Source organism: Patulibacter americanus DSM 16676 (genome assembly GCF_000420025.1).
GTDB lineage: Bacteria > Actinomycetota > Thermoleophilia > Solirubrobacterales > Solirubrobacteraceae > Patulibacter > Patulibacter americanus.
On the sequence record NZ_ATUD01000014.1, the window covers coordinates 1 to 17818 of the forward strand.

The 17818-nt window shown below is 74.7% G+C and carries 17 protein-coding genes and 1 pseudogene; 10 read left to right on the forward strand and 8 right to left on the reverse strand.

What is annotated here, in order from left to right; all coding sequences use genetic code 11:
* Positions 1-278: superoxide dismutase (locus F593_RS0118085; protein ID WP_022930155.1), on the reverse strand; the 278-nt coding region annotated here is incomplete at its 3' end.
* A gap of 115 nt (positions 279-393) precedes the next feature.
* Positions 394-1242, reverse strand: coding sequence for a helix-turn-helix domain-containing protein (locus tag F593_RS30435; protein ID WP_169449221.1), 849 nt, complete (start codon positions 1240-1242; stop codon positions 394-396).
* 33 nt (positions 1243-1275) lie between these two features.
* Between F593_RS30435 and F593_RS30440 the strand changes: the two genes are divergently transcribed.
* The 3 genes from F593_RS30440 to F593_RS26445 all read left to right on the forward strand — a co-directional run bounded on the left by F593_RS30440 (position 1276) and on the right by F593_RS26445 (position 3744).
* On the forward strand, positions 1276-2007 hold the full coding sequence (locus F593_RS30440) for a cupin domain-containing protein (RefSeq protein ID WP_051160582.1): 732 nt from the start codon (positions 1276-1278) through the stop codon (positions 2005-2007).
* 76 nt (positions 2008-2083) lie between these two features.
* Positions 2084-2740 (forward strand): cupin domain-containing protein, encoded by a 657-nt coding sequence (locus tag F593_RS0118105; protein ID WP_022930157.1) that lies wholly within the window; start codon positions 2084-2086, stop codon positions 2738-2740.
* Positions 2741-2820: 80 nt separating this feature from the next.
* Complete coding sequence (locus F593_RS26445) at positions 2821-3744, forward strand: TetR/AcrR family transcriptional regulator (RefSeq protein ID WP_022930158.1); 924 nt, start codon at positions 2821-2823, stop codon at positions 3742-3744.
* Between the two features lie 46 nt (positions 3745-3790).
* Here F593_RS26445 and F593_RS31295 read toward each other — a convergent pair whose 3' ends face one another.
* From F593_RS31295 to F593_RS0118125, 4 genes and pseudogenes are all read right to left on the reverse strand, one after another.
* Positions 3791-4744 carry an ABC transporter substrate-binding protein gene (locus F593_RS31295; RefSeq protein ID WP_425415787.1) on the reverse strand — a complete coding sequence of 318 codons (954 nt, stop codon included), beginning with the start codon at positions 4742-4744 and terminating at the stop codon, positions 3791-3793.
* A gap of 105 nt (positions 4745-4849) precedes the next feature.
* Positions 4850-5536, reverse strand: a pseudogene (locus F593_RS31300) (ABC transporter ATP-binding protein); the annotation flags it as partial.
* The gene (locus F593_RS26455; RefSeq protein WP_022930160.1) at positions 5533-6450 is read right to left on the reverse strand and encodes an ABC transporter permease; all 918 of its coding nucleotides are present in this window, start codon (positions 6448-6450) and stop codon (positions 5533-5535) included. The pseudogene F593_RS31300 and the gene F593_RS26455, both read right to left, overlap by 4 nt.
* Positions 6447-7631, reverse strand: coding sequence for an LLM class flavin-dependent oxidoreductase (locus F593_RS0118125; RefSeq protein WP_028721789.1), 1185 nt, complete (start codon positions 7629-7631; stop codon positions 6447-6449). The genes F593_RS26455 and F593_RS0118125 overlap by 4 nt, the downstream gene beginning before the upstream one ends.
* Before the next feature lie 326 nt (positions 7632-7957).
* Between F593_RS0118125 and F593_RS0118130 the strand changes: the two genes are divergently transcribed.
* A complete protein-coding gene (locus tag F593_RS0118130; protein ID WP_022930162.1) occupies positions 7958-9445 on the forward strand; it encodes a hypothetical protein in 1488 nt (495 codons plus the stop codon).
* Positions 9446-9487: 42 nt separating this feature from the next.
* Here F593_RS0118130 and F593_RS0118135 read toward each other — a convergent pair whose 3' ends face one another.
* Entirely contained in the window at positions 9488-10237 is a 750-nt protein-coding gene (locus F593_RS0118135; protein WP_022930163.1) for a precorrin-2 dehydrogenase/sirohydrochlorin ferrochelatase family protein, read from the reverse strand.
* A gap of 147 nt (positions 10238-10384) precedes the next feature.
* On the opposite strand from F593_RS0118135, the gene F593_RS26460 reads away from it, so the two are divergent.
* Positions 10385-11164 carry a helix-turn-helix domain-containing protein gene (locus F593_RS26460; RefSeq protein WP_022930164.1) on the forward strand — a complete coding sequence of 260 codons (780 nt, stop codon included), beginning with the start codon at positions 10385-10387 and terminating at the stop codon, positions 11162-11164.
* Positions 11165-11167: 3 nt separating this feature from the next.
* Here the strand turns inward: F593_RS26460 and F593_RS26465 are convergent, their stop codons facing one another.
* Positions 11168-12601, reverse strand: coding sequence for an AAA family ATPase (locus tag F593_RS26465; protein ID WP_022930165.1), 1434 nt, complete (start codon positions 12599-12601; stop codon positions 11168-11170).
* Between the two features lie 37 nt (positions 12602-12638).
* Here F593_RS26465 and F593_RS30445 point away from each other — a divergent pair, with 37 nt between their 5' ends.
* The 5 genes from F593_RS30445 (at position 12639) to F593_RS0118170 (ending at position 17775) form a co-directional block, all read left to right on the forward strand.
* Positions 12639-13547, forward strand: coding sequence for a DUF4357 domain-containing protein (locus F593_RS30445; protein ID WP_022930166.1), 909 nt, complete (start codon positions 12639-12641; stop codon positions 13545-13547).
* A 167-nt stretch (positions 13548-13714) separates the two neighbouring features.
* Complete coding sequence (locus F593_RS30450; RefSeq protein ID WP_022930167.1) at positions 13715-14611, forward strand: oxygenase MpaB family protein; 897 nt, start codon at positions 13715-13717, stop codon at positions 14609-14611.
* Positions 14612-14657: 46 nt separating this feature from the next.
* Positions 14658-15992, forward strand: coding sequence for a M20/M25/M40 family metallo-hydrolase (locus tag F593_RS0118160; RefSeq protein ID WP_022930168.1), 1335 nt, complete (start codon positions 14658-14660; stop codon positions 15990-15992).
* A 179-nt stretch (positions 15993-16171) separates the two neighbouring features.
* Positions 16172-16576: a sensor histidine kinase gene (locus F593_RS26475; protein ID WP_028721791.1), complete on the forward strand. Its 405-nt coding sequence runs from the start codon at positions 16172-16174 to the stop codon at positions 16574-16576.
* Positions 16577-16689: 113 nt separating this feature from the next.
* Entirely contained in the window at positions 16690-17775 is a 1086-nt protein-coding gene (locus F593_RS0118170; RefSeq protein WP_028721792.1) for an SDR family oxidoreductase, read from the forward strand.
* The last annotated feature ends 43 nt before the right edge of the window (positions 17776-17818 follow it).

The following is a 17818-nucleotide window of genomic DNA, read 5'->3' on the forward strand; positions in this document are numbered from 1 at the left end:
ACGCCGCCGCCCTGCAGCGACTCCCAGAAGAGGGTGTGGTTGTAGTGGCCGCCGCCGTTGTTGCGGACGGGGCCCTGCTTGTCGGCGGGGAGCGCGTCGAGGTTCGACACGATCTCCTCGATCGACTTGTCCGCGAACTCGGTGCCCTCGAGCGCCGCGTTGGCCTTGTCCACGTAGGCCTGGTGGTGCTTGTCGTGGTGGAGCTCCATCGTCTGCTGATCGATGTGGGGCTCCAGCGCGTCGTACGCGTAGGGCAGCGGGGGAACGGAGAACGCCATGGGGGGCTCTTTCGGTCGAAGGGGTCCCGGCGGCCGGTCGGCCGGCCGACGCACGAGGCGCCGCGCCGGGCCGGTCGGGATCGCCGGACGGTCCACCGCAGTATTCAACCTCGACCTAGGTGGAAGTCAAGGATCCCGCCGCGCGGCACGCCCGGGCGTAGGCCGCCGGCGTGACGCCCACCGTCGTGCGGAAGTCGCCCGTGAAGTGCGCCTGGTCGGCGTAGCCCAGCTCGAGGGCCAGGTCGGCGAGGTCCGGCTCCGGGTCGCCGGCCAGCCGCTCGGCGGCCACGTGCAGGCGGTAACGCGAGAGCACCCACTTGGGGGAGACGCCGATCGTCTCGCGGAACGCTCGCTGCAGCGTGCGCGGCGAGACGGCGTGGTCGCGCGCGATGTCCGGGATGCGGGCGTCGGGGGAGCGGCCCAGCATGTCGGCGGCGACGGCCCGGACGAGCGCGAAGACGGGGTCGCGGTCCCGGATGCGCGGCGCCACGAAGCGCTCGACGGCGGCCCATACCGCGTCCTCGTCCGGCGCCAGGTCGAGCAGCTCCTCCTCCAGCGCCCGGCCGTCCGGTCCGAAGGCACGCTCGAGGGTCACCGGAGCGTCGCGGAGGGCGGCGGGCGGGAGCGGGGTCAGCGCCGCGAAGGCCCCGGGACGGAACTTCGTGCCGATCGCGCAGCCGTGGCCCTGCAGCGGGCGGCCGTCGATGCCCGTCGGCACGCCGTGGACCCGGACGATGCCGCCGTAGACGACGAGGTTGACGCTGGGGTGGGGCAGGATCCGCTGCACGTGCGGGTCGCGGCCGCGGAGATCCCAGCGCGTCGACCAGTGCCGCTCGATCCGGCCCTGCGTCTCCGGCCCCGGAGCCACGCGCCGGAGCACGAAGGGCAGGCTGGCGTCGCCGAGGATCCCGCGCGTGCTCGTCGTCGCGGGCGCGCCGGCGTCCGCCGTGGCGGTTTTCTCCAAGACGGTCGGGGTCGCGGGCGGCACCCTGTGAGCATGCCGATCGCCGCGCGACACGTCGAGTTCACCGCCCGCGCCGGGGAGGGAGAGCGCCTGTGCGGCCTGCTCGTCGAGGTCGGCGAAGCGCTGCGTGGAACCGCGGGGTGCGAGTCGTGGATCGTCTCCCGCGTGCCCGGCGAGCCCGACCGGGTCGTCGTGGACGAGCGCTGGGCCGACCGCGCGACGATGGACGCCGCGGCCGCCGCCGCAGGGGACGACGAGCGGCTCGGGCACATCCTCGAGCTGCTGGACCCGGAGCATCCGCCGCGGCGCACGGAGCTCGAGCCGGTCGGCGGCGCCGGGCTGCTGCCCCGCCCGCGCGCGGGGCTGACCCACCTGCCGCTGCTCGAAGCCGAGGACCAGGCGGCGGCGTACGGGTTCTCCTCCCAGGGCGAGTCGCGGTTCCCGACGGAGGCCCTCGGGCTGGAGCGCACGGGGATCGGCCACCACCGGATGCCGGCGAGCGCCCGCAGCGCGTTCGGCCATCGTCACGCCGAGGCGGAGGAGGTCTACGTCGTGCTGGCGGGCGCGGGGCGGGCGGCCGTGGGGGACCGCACGGTGGAGCTGCGCCCACGCGACGCGCTGCGCGTCGCGCCGGGGCTGGCCCGGGCGTTCGAGGCGGGTGCCGACGGCCTGGAGCTCCTGGCCGTGGGGCCCCGACACCCCGGCGACGGCGACATCCTGCCGGGCTGGTTCGGCGACGACGGGGACGCCGCCGCGGGGGCCTGAGCGCCGCGGGCGCGGTACGGGCGGATCATCTGCCCGGCTTCCACCGCGGGCCCGCCCGACGGCGTACGGTGCGCACATGTCCACCGGGAGCGACGCCGACGCGATGATCCGCCGCCTGGAGGAGCTCGAGGCGCTCCCGGCCGCGCCAGGGCTGTCCTGGCTGCCCCTCCGCGACGGCGTCGGGTTCACCGGCGCGGCCGCGAACGTGTTCCGTGCCGAGCACGCCGGCGGCGTCGTGATCGAGCCGCACGACGAGACCACCTCGGGGGCCGCGGGCCACGACGAGCTCTACGTCGTCCTCACCGGCCGGGTCACGGCCCGCCTCGGTGGCCAGTCACTGCCGGGTGCCGAGCACGACGCTCCAGTCGGCACCGTGATCCGCGTGCCCGTCGGCGTGCGCCGCGAGCTCGTGGCCGCGGAGCCGGCCACGGCCGTCCTCGTCGTCGGCGGAGCCCCCGACGCCGCCGGCCCGCGCTCGGCTTGGACGCGCTGGACCCGGGCCTACGCGCTGCACGCGCGGGGCGACACGGCGGGTGGCATCGCGGAGCTGGTCGCCGCGCACCACGACCACCCGGGCCACCCGCTCGTCCACTACCACCTGGCCTGCCTGCGCACGGCGGCGGGCGACCTCGACGGCGCCCGGCGCGACCTCGACGCCGCGCACGCCGGCGACCCGCGCACCGTCGCGTGGGCCGCCGCCGACGAGGATCTCGCACCGCTGCACACGGCCTGAGGGCCGGGCCGGCCACGCACACCGTCCACCCGTTCAGCCACTAGAGAATTGCTGTTGCTAAAGCGGGGTATGGTCCAAGGGTGAGCTCCACCGCACCCCGCGCAGACGAGCAGCTCGACCCGGCCCCGGCGTACGCGCTGGACCCGCCGCTCTCCCGCGAGGCGATCGCGAAGGCCCTGGGCCACATCCGGGAGCTGCACGAGCAGGAGCGGCGTCCCGACGAGGGGCTGCGGGAGCGCAAGAAGCGCATCACGCGCCAGCTCATCTCGGACACCGCCACGTGGATGTTCTGCGAGCGCGGCTTCGACCGCGTGCGGGTCGCCGAGATCGCGGCCGAGGTGGGGGTCTCGGAGAAGACGGTCTTCAACTACTTCCCCACGAAGGAGTCCCTCGTCTTCGACCAGGAGGCCGACCTCGTCGCCGGGATCCGCGAGGCGCTGACCGCCCGCGGCCCCGGGGTCTCGCCGACCGCGGCGATGGTCGCCTTCATCGAGCGGGAGTGCGCGCATCTCGACGCGCTCGGCCCGGAGTTCCACCCGCTCTTCCTGGCCTTCGGCCGCATGGTCGAGGACACCCCGGCGCTCCGTGCGGCGCGGCAGGAGCTCTCGGGCAAGCTCGTCGCCGTCGCCCGCGAGGCGCTCGCCGAGAGCGCCGGCCTGGACCCCCGCGATCCCGAGCCCGCCGTCGCCGCGCAGGCGCTGATCTCGCTCTGGGACATCCAGTTCGCGTCGCGCCGGCGCCACATCGAGGGTGGGGTGCCGACGCCCGGCTTGCGCGAGGCGGTCCTGGGCGACACGCGGCGGGCGGCGCGCCTGCTCGACACCGGCCTGTGGTCGTTCAACTCCGTGGCCCAGGGGGCGACCGAGCCCTCGGGGCTGCGCGAGGCCGGCAGGGCGGCCGAGGAGGCCCGGAAGCAGGTCGTCGAGGCATTGCGACAGGCCCGCGCGGCGTGGGCGCAGGTCCGCGGTTGCCGCGGCGCCGACGGGCGCCGCGACCGCGGCTGAGCCGCGCCTCGTCCGCGAGCGCGCCCTACCCGGGGGACCCCCGCCCCTACTTCGAGGGCGCGACCATCCCCGGGGCGACGATCGTCCGCACGTCGACGGCCTTCGGCAGCTCGCCGTCCTGCAGCAGCCGGTCGGCGAGCGCCTGCTCGCGCTCGACGGCCCGGTCGTCGACGGGCTCGACCGTCGTCAGGCGCTGGCGGGCGGCGATCCGGGTGACGGAGAGCGGCAGACCGGACTCCTTCGACCACGCCTGGGCGAACTGGTCCGGGTGCTCGTCCAGCCACCGGTACGCGCGACGCAGGCGCGGCAGGAAGTCACGGATCGCCGCCGCCCGGTCCGGGTCCTCGAGCGCGCCCGTGGCGGCGAGCGAGAAGTAGTAGCCGTGGTCGTCGGGCTCGCCACCCGCGATCGCCCGCGATTCGAGGTTCTTCGCCTGCGTCGTGAACGGCTCCCAGGTCACCCAGGCGTCGACGCGGCCCGACCGGTACGCCGCCAGGCCGTCGGCGGGCGGCAGGTAGACGAGCTCGACGTCCGCCGGCTTCATCCCGGCGCGGTGCAGGGCGCGCAGCAGGAACCCCTGGCCCGAGCTGGCCCGGCCGACGGCGACCTTCTTGCCACGCAGGTCCTGGATCCGCCGGATCGACGGGTCCTTCGGGACCATCAGGGAGTTGTCCTGGCGGTTCTTGAGCTGCAGGGACGCGACGGCGCGGAAGTTCGTCTGCTTCCCGGCACCGAAGATCGGCGGCGTCGAGCCGACCGCGCCGATGTCGACCTTGCCCGCACCGAGCGCCTCGACGATCGGCGGGCCGAACGAGAAGCGCGACCAGCGGACCTTGAACGGGGCGCCCCGCAGCGCGCCGGAGCGCTCGAGCAGCGACCGGGTGCCGTCCGCCTGGACGGCGATGTTCAGCGTCGCCTTGCGCGCGTCGCCGCCGGTGGCCACGCGAACGGCTTCGTCGTCCCGGTCCCCGCCGACGGAGCCGCTCGTGAAGCCGACCACCGCCAGCGTCGCCGCGACCGTGGCGGCCAGCGCCGCGCGGGCGCCGAGCCGGCGACGCGGCGAGACGCCGGGCGCGGCCTTCGGGGCCGTCCCGTCGTCCGTGCGGTCGTCACCGAGCAGGCCGAGCAGGCGCTCGGCGTGGGCGGCCAGGGCCGGGTCCTCTCGCCGGCGGGGGCGCTCGAGCGCGACGCGCTCGTCGTGGACGATCCGGCCCTGGTCGATGAGCACGACGCGGTCGGCGAGCAGGAGCGCCTCGTCGACGTCGTGGGTGACGAGCAGGACGGCGGGGCGGTGGCGCTCCCAGAGCTCGACGACGAGGCCCTGCGCCGAGGAGCGGGTGAGCGCGTCGAGCGCGCTGAACGGCTCGTCGAGCAGCAGCAGGTCGGGCTCGCGGACGAGGCCGCGGGCGAGCGCCACGCGCTGCCGCTGGCCGCCGGAGAGCTGGCGCGGCCAGGCGCGCTCGCGGCCCTCGAGCCCGACCTCGGCCAGGGCCCGGCGACCACGCGCGTCGGCGTCGGCGTCGCGCAGGCCGAGCGTGACGTTCTGCAGGGCCGAGCGCCAGGGCAGCAGCCGGGCGTCCTGGAACACGACGGCGGGGCGTCGCCCGCTCTGCACGTGCCCCTCCGCCTGCGGATCCAGCCCGGCGAGCACGCGCAGCAGCGTCGTCTTGCCCGAGCCGGAGCGGCCGATGACGGCGACGAACTCGCCGGCCTCGATCGTGAGGTCCAGCGCCTTCAGGACCTGCTGCTCGCCGAAGGAACGGGTGACCCCGCGGAGGTGGACGACGCTCATGCCGTGCCCTCCGCGTCGCGCCACCTGAGCGTGCGGCGCTCGAGCCGGCGGACGATCGCGTCCGTCAGCAGGCCGAGGATCGCGTAGGCGAGCAGCCCGACGACGATCGTGTCCGTCTCGAGGAACTCGCGGGCGTTGTTGATCATGAAGCCCAGGCCGGAGGACGCGTTGATCTGCTCGGCCACGATGAGCGCGAGCCACGCGAACCCGAGCGACTGGCGCAGGCCGATGAGCGTGCCCGGCAGCGCGGCGGGCAGCAGCACGTGCCGCATCCGCTCGCCCCGGGTCAGTCGCAGCGTGTCGGCGACGTCGTAGAGGTCGGGGTCGATGTCGCGCAGCGCGCCGACGAGGTTGAGGTACAGCGGGATCGCGACGCCCAGGGCGACGAGCAGGATCTTGGGGAGCTCGCCGATGCCGAACCAGAGGATGAAGAGCGGGACGAGCCCGAAGAGCGGGATCGTGCGGAGCATCTGCAGCACGGGGTCCGCGACCGCGTCGCCGACCCGGGAGAACCCGACCCAGACGCCCGCGGCGATCGCCACGGCGGCGCCGAGCAGGAACCCGAGGATCGCGCGGCGCAGCGACACCCAGAGGGCGTCGAGCAGGATGCCCTCCTGCACGAGGTTCACCGCCTGCTCCACGATCTGGCTCGGCGCGGCCAGCGTCCGCTCCGGCAGCACGCCGGTGACGCTGAGCAGCTGCCACAGGACGACGATCGCCAGCGGCGTGATCCACCGCAGCTCGGACGGGTAGGGCGGCGTGTCCGTGCGCAGCCCGCCGCGGCGACCCGCCGCAGCGGCGCGCCGACCGGCCGCGCCGGTCGGCGCCGGCACGCCCGGTCCGGGCACGAGTGGCCCGTCCCCGCCGGTCCGCGCCCCGGACGACGCCGGGGCGATCGACGTCTCCGTGCTCATGCCGGGATCAGGGAGGGAGCGCCGGGGTCCTTGAGCAGACCGCGCGCGGCGAGGATCGGCCGGACGCCCTCGCCCACGTGGTAGGCCTCCTCGAGGTGCGGGTAGCCCGAGAGGATGAATTCGTCCAGGCCGAGCGCGTGGTACTCCGCGATCCGGTCGGCGACCTCCTCGTAGGAGCCCACGAGCGCCGTGCCGGCGCCGCCGCGGACCAGGCCCACGCCCGCCCACAGGTTCGGCGAGACCTCGAGGGCGTCCGTGCGGCCGTTGTGCAGGTCGCTCATGCGCTGCTGCCCCTCGGACTGCGACGCGCGCTGCGTCTCCTGCGCCCGCCGGATCGCCTCGGGGTCCAGGCCGTCGAGCAGGCGCTGGGCCTCGGCCCAGGCCTCCTCCGACGTCGGCCGCGCGATCGCGTGCAGGCGGATGCCGAAGCGCAGCTCGCGCCCGTGGGCGGCGGCGCGCTCCCGCACGCGGTCGAGCTTCTCGGCGACCTGCGCGGGCGGCTCGCCCCAGGTCAGATAGACGTCGGCGTACTTCGCGGCAACGTCGAGGGCGGCCTTCGAGGAGCCGCCGAGGTAGATGTCGGGCCAGGCCGGCGTCTCGACGAGCTGGGCGTTCTCGACCTGGACGTGCTCGCCCTGGAACGTCACGGGCGCGCCCTTCCAGAGCTCGCGGACGACGTGGAGGAACTCGCCGGCGCGGGCGTAGCGCTCGTCCTTCGTCAGCGTGTCGCCGAACCGACGCTGCTCGATGTCGTCACCGCCCGTGACGACGTTCAGCAGCAGGCGGTTGCCCGAGACGCGCTGGAACGTGGCGGCCATCTGCGCGGCGAGCGTGACGCTCTGCAGGCCGGGGCGGAAGGCGATGAGGTACTTGAACCGCTCGGTCTGGGCGGCCAGCGCGGCGGCCACGACCCAGGAGTCCTCGCACCACGTGCTCGTCGGCGTCAGCGCCGCCTCGAACCCGAGCTGCTCCGCGGAGCGCGCGATCTGGCCGAGGTAACCGATCGTCGGCTGCCGGTCCGAGACGCCGCCGAGGGAGACGAGGTCCTGGACGTCGCCCTGCGCGCCGTCGCCCGCGTCGGTCCGGACGCGGGAGCCGCGGGCGCCGACGGCGTTGCCGAGGCTCAGGTCGCTGCGGGAGTCGCCGTTCGTGGGCAGGAACCAGTGGAGCGTGACGGGCATCGGGGAGGTCTCCGGGGGATGCGGGAGGTGGGCGGCGGGACGCATGGGGTGCCCCACCAGACCCGGCGTGGGGAAAACGTAGCAATGTCGGTCAGGTTTCATGCCCGGCCGCGTGATGGTGGCCGCAGCGCGCCTCGATCAGCGGCCGTCGCCCCTCCACAGACCCCAGCCGCCGCGTACGCGGTCGACGCCGAACGGGCTACAACAGGTGTCCAGTTGTCAGCTCCCGACCCACCGGTAGGCGAACATCGTTACCGGGACCCCCGTCCCTTCGGCGTTCGTCCCCTCGCGTCGTGTCCGTCAGTTCACCGATCGAGGGAACCCCCTTGCCATCACCCATCGTTCTCCGCCGCCTTGCGCTCGCAGGCGCGGCCACCGGCGTCGCCGCGCTCAGCGGCTGCTCAGCCATCAACCAGGGCGACATCACCGCGGTCCAGGCCTCGCCGCTCGCCGCGCTCGACGTCCAGCAGTCGTTCTGCCTCCCCAACGAGGGGTTCGGCCCCGCGCCGGTCGCCGAGGGCGAGGCCTGCGGTCCGTGGAACGGTTACCGCGACCTCTCCAACCGCTACCCACCCAACGGCCCCGCGTCCGGGCGGTTGCTCGTGGCCGCGGAGGTCGCGGACGGCGCGGCTGACCCGGTCTTCCGCCTCCGCCGCTCCACCGACGCCCCGCTCGTGCGGGACGACGCTGCCACCGCGAATCTCCCGGCGGCCGCCGACGGCCACCACTGGGTCGGCTTCCGCTCGGCGATCGTGACCTTCGTTCCGGGCCAGCGCGACGCCGGCGACGTGGTGCAGGCGTCCGTGCCCGTCCGCCCGCTGGCGTCCACCGCCGAGGTCCGCAGCCTCCACATCGGCGACCAGGTCGTCCTGGACGGCTACGGCGCGGACTACGGCGACCGGCCGACCGACTGCGCCGAGAAGCTCCCCGTGGGCGAGGGCGACGCCAACGTCTCCTCGACCACCTGCCCGGTGTCCGGCGACCCCCTCGCCGGCTACGGCGACCCCTTGACGGACGCGCAGGTCAGCGCGCCGGAGGGCGCGGCGGCCACCGCCGGCACGACCGCGACGCTCGACTTCTCCGTCGCCCACTCCGGCATCGTCGCCGAGGCCACTGCGCTGCGCGTCGACGCGAGCACGACGGTCGGTGGCGGCGCCGCCACCCCGGACGCGGCCGAGATCCCGTGGGCCTTCACGCCCGAGGAGGGCGAGGAGGGCGAGGGCCCCGGGCCCATCCAGGACCGCCGTGCCCGGGCGTCGGCCACGGCCCAGGACGCCACGGTCGGAGAGGACGGCGTCGCGCGCACCCCGGTCGCCGTCGCGGTCGCGATCCCCGACGGCACCGCCACGGGCGACTACGCCGTGACGCTGCGGATTCGCGACACGGCGGGTGTCGAGCGCACCGCCACCACGAGCCTGCGGGTGACCGGCAAGCCCGCTGCGCCCGCCGCGGCCCCCGCCGCACCGACGCCCGCCGCACCGGCGACACCCGCGACACCGGCCCCGGCCGCCGTCCTCAGCACCCTGAAGGCGACGAAGGTCAACGCGACGCGACGCCGCGTCCACGCCGGCCGGGTCGCCTGCAAGAGCGACACGCGCTGCATCGTCAGCACGGTCGTCCGCGCCGGGAAGAAGCGCGTCGGGTTCGTGCGCTTCGTCCTGCAGCCCGGCAAGTCCGGTTCCGTGGCGCTGCGCCTGTCGCGTCCGGCGACGGCGCTGCTCGCCAAGCGCGGCGGCACCATCACGGTGTCCGTCGACGCCGGCGGTCCGAAGACCCTCGTCCGCGTGACGAAGCTCGCGGTGCAGCGGGGCTGAGCTCCTCGGGGTCCGCGCCGGACGGCGCGGACCCGGCCCGGCTCAGGCCTGGGCCAGCTCCGCCTCGGCGCGCTTCTGCGCGTCGATGATGATCTCCATGACCCGCTTCTCCTGCCCGTCGCGGATGAGCTGGAGCGGGTCCTCCGGGCCGTTGACGATGCCCTCGAAGAAGACCTTGCGGTCCTGGTAGGTCGGCAGCGTGCCCTTGGCCCAGCCGCGGACCTCGTTGAGCATGACCGCCATGCGGGCGTACTCCTCGCCGAAGAGCTCCTGGACCTCGCGCTTCATGCGCTTGGCCAGGGCCGGCGAGGCGCCGGCGGTCGAGATCGCGATCGCGAGCGGCCCGGTGCGGACGATCGCGGGCAGGATGAAGTTGCACAGCGGCGGCACGTCGACGATGTTCGCGAGCATCGCCCGCTCCTCCGCGTCGTCGTAGATGCGGATATTCGTGTCCGTGTCGTCCGTGCAGGCGATGACGAGGAACTTGCCCTCGAGGTCGCCGTGCTCGTAGTCGCGCTTGATCCACTGGATCGAGCCCTCGACGGCAAGCGCCTCGACCTCGGCCTTGACCTCCGGCGCGATGACGATCACGTCGCCGTCGCAGGCCAGGAGGCCCTCCGTCTTCTCCAGGCCGAGCTCACCGCCCCCGACCACGAGGCACTTGCGGCCCCGGAGCCGCAGGCAGGCGATGTAGAAGGGCGTGTCCAGCATGTCCTTCACGCAGGTCTGATCACAGATCCCGCGCTTGAACTGACAGACGCACTCCTTACCGGCGTAAGCGGCAGCAGGCATGCGACCCATGGTAGCTCGCCAGGCTGTGACCCCCGTCGCGTGCCCCGCATGCCCGGCCCCCGCACGGGGGCCGCCCGCCCGTCGCCTGGGAGGCCGGTGGGGCGCGACCGGGGGTGCGCCGGACGCCGGGGCGGGTACGGTGGGCGCGTGCACAGCGGACCGGAGCTCCTGGGGGAGAACGTGCGGCGCCTGCGCCGCACGCGCGGGCTCTCCCTCGTCGAGCTCGGGCGCTTCGCGGGCCTGGCCAAGGGCACGCTCACGCAGATCGAGGCGGGACGCGGCAACCCGACGATCGAGACGCTGCAGGCCCTCGCCCGCGCGCTGGGCGCCTCGCTCACCGACCTGGTGGCGGAGACGGACGACGACAGGCCCCAGGTCGTCCGCAGCACGGAGGGCGAGCCGCTCGTCCGCCCCGGCATCGCGGGCCGGCTCGTGCACCGCACCCACGCGGGCAGCGCGATCATCGAGCTCTACGAGTGGCGGCTCGCCGCCGGCGCGGTCCACCGCGGGGTCCAGCACCCGCCGGGCGTGACGGAGCACGTGTTCGTGCTCGACGGCGAGGCCGAGGTGGGCCCGGAGGACACCACCGTCGTGCTCGGCCCCCGCGACTCCGTGCGCTATGCCGCCGACGTCCCGCACCTGTACCGCGCCGTCCAGGGCCGCGCGCTCGTGCTCGTGCAGATGGTCTATCCCGCGCTGCCCTCGGGGACTCCGCCGCAGCTCCTCGCCACCCATCCCGTCGACGCGATCGCCCCCGTGCCGGACACGATGCCCGCCGCCCCGCCGACGCCCGTCCCGCCCGGACCGGTGCCCGTGCCCGGTGTCCGGCCGGCGCTCCCCCAGCCGCCCGTCCGCGGCCGACGCCCGACGACCCGGACCCTGCCGGGCCCCGCCGCGCGGCCGAAGCCGCCGGGGCCCGGGCGCTGAGCCCTACGGCTTGCGGCCACGGGCGTTGCGGCTGGCGGCGAGCCGGTCGCGCAGCACCGTCTCGTGCGGCGCGGGCTGCACGAACCGCACGTCCTCGAGCCCCGCGGGCATGAGCTCCTGGCGGCTCACGCCTCCCGGGTTCGTGTGCGGGTAGTCGTACTGGCCCGGCTCGAAGCCGTCGCTGAGCTTGCCGCGCAGGTACGGCGGCGGGGCGGTCACGCCGTGCTCCTCGATGTGGGCCAGGGCGTCGCCGATCGCGCGGTACGCCGCCGCACTCTTCGCCGCGAGCGCCAGGCGGATCGTGATGTGGGACAGGGCGATCCGGCACTCCGGCATGCCGATCCGGTCGACGACCTCGGCCGCCGCGATCGCCAGGGGCAGGCACTGCGGGTCGGCCAGACCGACGTCCTCCGACGCGGAGACGACGAGCCGGCGGGCGATCGTGCGCGGGTCCTCCCCGGCCGCGAGCATCCCCGCGAGGTAGTAGACCGCCGCGTCCGGGTCGCTGCCGCGGATGGACTTGATGTAGGCCGAGAGCAGGTCGTGCGGCTGGTCCGGGCCCGCGGTGACCACCGCGCGGTCGAGCGCGGCGCCCGCCTGGCGGACGGTGATGCGCACCGTGCCGACCGACCGCGTTCCGTCGCCGGCGGCGGCCGCGGCGTCGCCCGGAGCGGTGGCCGCCGGATCGGCGTCAGCGTCGCCGGTCATCGTGGCCGTCGCGGTGCGCGCCAGCGCCGCGGCCGCCTCGAGCGCGCCGAGCGCCGTGCGGGCGTCCCCCGCACTGCGGTTCGCGAGCAGCTCGAGCGCGTCGTCGTCCGCCACGACCTCGGGGCGCTCCGCCCCGGGGTCGCGATCCAGCGCGCGCCGGTCGATCGCCCGGTGCAGGAGCACCAGCACGTCCTCGACCTCCAGCGCGCGCAGCCGGTAGATCCGCAGCCGCGAGCGCAGCGCGGGGCTGACGGCCGCCCACGCGGGCTCCGTCGTCGCGGCGATGAGGGTGACGAGCCCCTCCTCGACCGCCGGCAGCAGCGAGTCCTGCTGGGTGCGGTTGAAGCGGTGGATCTCGTCGATGAAGAGGATCGTCGGCGTGCCGGTGGCGTCCCGCCGCTCCTGCGCCCGTGCGAGCGCGGCGCGGACCTCGGCCTTGCCCGAGTCGACGGCCTGGAGCTGCTCGACGGCCGCACCGGCGGAGTCGGCCACGATCCGGGACAGGGTCGTCTTGCCCGAGCCGGGGGGCCCGTGGAGCAGCATCGCGTGTGGCATCCCCGCGTCGATCCCCGCGCGCAGCGGCCGACCGGGGCCGAGCAGGTCCTCCTGGCCGACGACGTCCTCGACCACCCGCGGACGCATCCGGGCCGCCAGCGGCGCGTCGGACGGCGGCAGCGCCCGGCCGGCGGGCGCGCCGTCGTCGGGGTCGGGGACGAAGAGGCGATCCACCGTTCGAGGATCGCACGAGGGGTACGGTGCCCGGTTGATGGCTGACCTCCTCATCACCGCCAGCGGCCCTGGAGTCGCCCGGGTAAGCAGCGTCGATCCGTTCGACACACTTCGGGTGTTCAGGATCCACCGCGACGCATGGCAGGCGACACCCGACGAGCCCGGGGTCTATCTGCTCTACGGGGTCGCGGCCGGCGACCAGCTGACGGCCTACGTCGGGATGAGCACGACGAGCATGCTCAAGCGGATCCGGACCCACCACGTCACCCCGGCGAAGAACTGGTTCGGCGTCATCTTCGCGGTGCCGGTGCCAAGCCCGTTGCTCTGCCCCGCCATCGAAGCCGAACTCATCGGCGAGATGCAGGCCGCCAACGTCGTGTCGGTCATCGCGAACGTGGCGGAGGAGACGCGCCACCGCGGCCTCGACGACGTTCACATCGATCCGGCCCTCGAGAAGATCCGCTCGGCACTCGAACTCCTGCTCGGGCAGGACGTCTTCACCGCAGCCGAGACCGACGGCGAACCACCGGCGAAGCTGGATGCGCCGCTTACGCGGCTCACCCCGCTGAGCAGGGAGAACCGGTCGACGGCCGCAGAGGCTACGACGCGCGACGAAAGCGATCCCGTGGAAGCGACACATCGCTACGTGGGTGCAGCCGGCCCTGGGTGGGGGCGCTTCAAGGGCCCGGAGCCGGCCAAGGAGTTCATCGTTCTGGCGGGGAGCGGATGGCGCGCGCCGAAGCTCGACCCGGACCAGACGACATATCCGCGGCAGAAGCGCGTGGCGGGCCTGCAGCAGGAGCTCCTCGAGGCGGGCGTCCTCGACGCTTCCGACGGTGTCTTCACGCGCGACCACGAGTTCTCAAACTGGAACTACGCGACCCAGGTGGTGAGCGGCAAGGCCCAGTACTCCGGCGCTTACCACTGGCAGCCACTTCCGACCTAGTCGGGGGCGACGGACTGTCGCCGTGGGCCTACGCCGAGCGGCTCGCCTCGGTGCCCTTCAATCGCACGGAGGAACCCACCCCACCCGCAACCGCTCGCCCCCCACCGGCGTACCGTTGGCTACCCGCGGGTATTCACCCCGGGCCCGGCACGGCCAGGACCAGCACCATGCACGCCACGGACTCCACGCTCGATCCCACCACGCGCTCGCCCCGCCCGGGCGCCACGATGACGCGCCCGCACGCCAGTGCCGAGGGCCTCTTCGACGACCACTCCATGATCCGCCGCGTGCACCGCGAGCGTGCGGTGATGCTCCACGGGCCGCGCAGCCTGCTGATGCAGGCGGCGCATCCGCTGGCGTTCGTCGGGTTCTGGGGCGCGACGGCGGCGAAGGAGCCGGAGAAGGCCTACCCGCGGCTGCAGCGCACGGCCGAGGCGATGGCCACCGCCGTGTTCGGCCCCGCCGACGCGGCCGAGGCGATGGGCCGCCGCGTGCGGGCCATCCACGGCAAGGTCTCCGGCACGCTCGAGCACGACGCCGGCCCCTGGCCCGCCGGCACGCCCTGGCGCGCCGACGACCCCGAGCTGCTGCTCTGGATCCTCGCCTCGCTCGTCGACTCGGCGCTCGTGGTGCACGAGCGGTTCGTCCGCCCGCTGCGGCCGGAGGAGCGCGACGCGTTCTGGCGCGACTACCGGCGGGTGGGCGAGCTCTTCGGCCTGCGGCAGGACGACATGCCGCAGACGATCACGGCGTTCGACGCCTACGTCGCCGACACGCTCGCGTCCGACCGCACCCAGGTCATGCCGGAGGCCCGCGAGGCCGGTCGGCAGATCGTGCTCAACCCGCCCGTGCCGCTGCCCGTGCGCCCCGCGCTGCGGCTGGCCAACGAGATCACCGCGGCGTTGCTGCCGGCGAAGGTGCGCCGCGGGTTCGGCCTGCGCTGGGACCCGGTGCGCGACCTGAGCGTGGGCGCGTTCGGCACGTGGTCGCGGGTGGTGCTGCAGCCCGTGCTGCCGCCGACGATCGGGTGGACCCCGCACGGCCGCCCGGCGCCGATCGACTGAGCGGCCACCCCTTCCGACCGCCGCGCCCCTGCACTAGCCTGGCCGGGTGAGCGCCTCCTTCCCGACCGACGCACCCGCCGGGCTCTCGGCGACCGAGCTGTTGCAGCGGCTCATCCGCTTCAACACGGTCAACCCGCCCGGGCAGGAGCACGAGGCCAACGAGTACCTGGCGGGCATGCTCGAGGCCGCCGGGTTCACCGTCACGCTCGTCGGGCGCACGCCGGAGCGGCCGAACCTGATCGCCGAGCTGCGCGCGCCCGAGGGCGCCCCGGAGGGCCCGGTCCTCGGCCTGCTCTCCCACGTCGACACGGTGCTCGCCGCCCCGGAGGACTGGCGGCACGACCCGTGGTCGGGCGACTTGCAGGACGGCGAGATCTGGGGCCGCGGCGCGATCGACATGAAGTCGCAGACCGCCGCCGAGGTCACCGCGGCGCTCGACCTCGTCCGTGACGGCTGGCGCCCGTCCCGCGGCGCGCTGAAGATCTTCGTGGTCGTCGACGAGGAGACGGGCGGCTCGGAGGGCGCCGTCTGGCTCTGCGAGAACCACCCGGATCTGGCGCGCTGCGACCTGCTGCTCAACGAGGGCGGCGGCGCGCCGCTGCGGTTCCGCGACCGCCTGCACTACGGCGTCTGCGTCGGCGAGAAGGGCCCGCTGCGGTTCGCGCTGAAGGCGAGTGGCCGCGCCGCCCACGGTGCCACGCCGGGCCTGGGCGACAACGCCCTCGTCCGCCTCGCGCCGCTCATCACCCGCCTGGCCGAGGCCGAGCTGCCCTACGACGTCGCCCCCGCGGTCGCCTCGATGCTCGACGGCCTGGGGCTCGACGGTGCGGACCCCGAGCGCTCCTACGCCGCCCTGCGGGCCGAGGACGCCGACCTGGCCGCCGCGATCGAGCCGATGGCGAAGATCACGTTCTCGCCCAACATCGTCACGACCGGCGACAAGATCAACGTCATCCCGGACCGCGCCGAGCTGTTCGTGGACTGCCGCGTGCCGCCGAACGTGCCGACGGAGGACGCGAAGGCGCGGATCCTCGCGGCGATCGGCGAGCTGCCCGACGGCGTCGAGGTCGAGTGGCGCATGACGGTGCCCGGCAACGACTCGCCCGGCCACGGCGAGCTCTTCGACGCGCTGCAGGAGTGGCTCGGCGACCACGTGCCGGGGGCGGGGATCGTCCCCACGTTCCTGCCCGGGTTCACCGACTCGCGCACGTGGCGCGAGGCGTTCCCCGACGTCGTGGCCTACGGGTTCTTCCCGCACAGGAACCTCGAGCTGCGCGAGCAGGCCGGACGCATGCACGCGAAGGACGAGCGGATCGACGTCGAGGACCTCGAGTTCGCGACGGCCTGCTTCCGCGACGTCACCCGCCGCATCCTGGGCTGAGTCCTCGCCCATACGGGTGATCCTCTGGCGGTCGGGCTCAAGGTTCCGTGATACCCGACCGATACGAACATGTGAGGTTCTCCCTGCGCCGCTCCCCCTCGGCCGCATCGACCGGTCGTTCGACGCCCCGCTCCCCCGCCCTCGACCGTCCGTCGTCGGCCGGCGGGGACGCATCCTCGGTGCGGAGCGTCGACCCGGACGAGAAGGGCCTGGCGCACGTGCCGGAGCTCCTCCGCGAGCTCGAGCGCGCCGGCCACGACGCCCGCCTGACGGACCGCACCGCGCCGGGGGACGTCACGCCCGTGGTCGGGCACCAGGCCTACCTCGTGTTCCAGGACTCCGTCGACCTGCTCGTCCGCCGCGCCCCGAGCCCGCAGCGGCTGGACCTGCGCGTGCGCATCGACGACGGCCAGCTGCTCGTGTCGATGCAGAGCGTCGGCGTCGATCCGGACTCGACGCCCATGGAGCTGACCGCCCACGATCTCGGCCCGCTCTACCGGCGCATCGAGGCGGCCGGCGGGCGGACCACGGTGCGCTCCACCCAGAACGGCAACTGGATCGCGATCGCGCGCCTACCGCTGTAGGCGCGCTGTACGGCGCACGACGCGCGGGCCGCCGGGCCGGCTCGTCGCCCGCGATACGGTCGGGATCCCCAGTGCGCGCCGGACGGCCCGGCGCGCGGAAGGACGCGCACCACATGCAGGAGCCCCAGAACCCCGTCGCCCTCGTCGTCGGCGCCAGCGGCATCACGGGCGGCGCGATCGTCCGGCTGCTCGCGGAGCGCCAGGGCTGGACCGTCCACGGCCTCGCCCGCCGGCCCGGCACCCCGCCCGCCGGCACGCACGTCGTCGCGGCCGACCTGCTGGACCCCGAGGGCCTGCGCGCCGCCGTGGCGGACCTCCGCCCGACGCACGTCTTCTTCACCTCGTGGTCGCGACGCGAGACGGAGACGGAGAACTGCGCCGTCAACGCCGCGATGCTGCGCCACCTCTTCGCCGCGCTGCAGCCCGCCGGCACCGTGCGCCACGTCGCGCTGGTCACGGGGCTCAAGCACTACCTCGGGCCGTTCGAGGCCTACGGGACGGGCGACGTCCCCGACACCCCGTTCCTCGAGGATGCGGAGCGGCTGCCGGGCGAGAACTTCTACTACTCGCAGGAGGACGAGCTGTTCGCCGCCGCCAAAGCCCAGGGCTTCGGCTGGAGCGTGCACCGCTCGCACACCGTCATCGGGTTCGCGGTCGGCAACGCGATGAACATGGCGCTGACGCTCGGCGCGCAGGCCGCGATCTGCCGCGAGCAGGGCCGGCCGATGGTCTTCCCCGGGTCCGAGGCCCAGTGGAACGGCGTCTCCGATGTCACGGACGCCGACCTGCTCGCGGCGCACATGGTCTGGGCGGCCACCACCCCGGCGGCGCGGAACGAGGCGTTCAACGTCGTCAACGGCGACGTCTTCCGTTGGCGCCGCCTGTGGCCGCAGATCGCGGCCCACCTGGGCGTCGAGGCCGAGGGCTACGCGGGCGAGCCGCGGCCGCTCGAGGCGCAGATGGCCGACGCCGGGCCCGTGTGGCGTGCGATCGCTGAGCGCGAGGGGCTCGGCGAACCGGACCTGGCCCGCGTGGCGTCCTGGTGGCACACGGACGCCGACCTGGGGCGGCCGTTCGAGGTCTTCGCCGACAGCGGCAAGAGCCGCGCCCTCGGGTTCTCGAGCGCGCTGCGCACCGGCGACGCGTTCCTGCGGACGATCGACGCCTACCGCGACGCGGGGCTCCTGCCGCGACCGTAGGGCGAGCTGCCGGACGCGGCTGACGGCGCGCCCACCGTCCCGT

Excerpts from the sequence above, each read along its gene's own strand:
- F593_RS0118170 (WP_028721792.1), top strand. The coding sequence starts at position 16,690 with ATGCAGGAGCCCCAGAACCCCGTCGCCCTCGTCGTCGGCGCCAGCGGC.
- F593_RS0118105 (WP_022930157.1), top strand. The coding sequence starts at position 2,084 with ATGTCCACCGGGAGCGACGCCGACGCGATGATCCGCCGCCTGGAGGAG.
- F593_RS30450 (WP_022930167.1), top strand. The coding sequence starts at position 13,715 with ATGCACGCCACGGACTCCACGCTCGATCCCACCACGCGCTCGCCCCGC.
- F593_RS0118125 (WP_028721789.1), bottom strand. The coding sequence starts at position 7,631 with ATGCCCGTCACGCTCCACTGGTTCCTGCCCACGAACGGCGACTCCCGC.
- F593_RS26455 (WP_022930160.1), bottom strand. The coding sequence starts at position 6,450 with ATGAGCACGGAGACGTCGATCGCCCCGGCGTCGTCCGGGGCGCGGACC.
- F593_RS30440 (WP_051160582.1), top strand. The coding sequence starts at position 1,276 with ATGCCGATCGCCGCGCGACACGTCGAGTTCACCGCCCGCGCCGGGGAG.
- F593_RS30445 (WP_022930166.1), top strand. The coding sequence starts at position 12,639 with ATGGCTGACCTCCTCATCACCGCCAGCGGCCCTGGAGTCGCCCGGGTA.
- F593_RS0118135 (WP_022930163.1), bottom strand. The coding sequence starts at position 10,237 with ATGCCTGCTGCCGCTTACGCCGGTAAGGAGTGCGTCTGTCAGTTCAAG.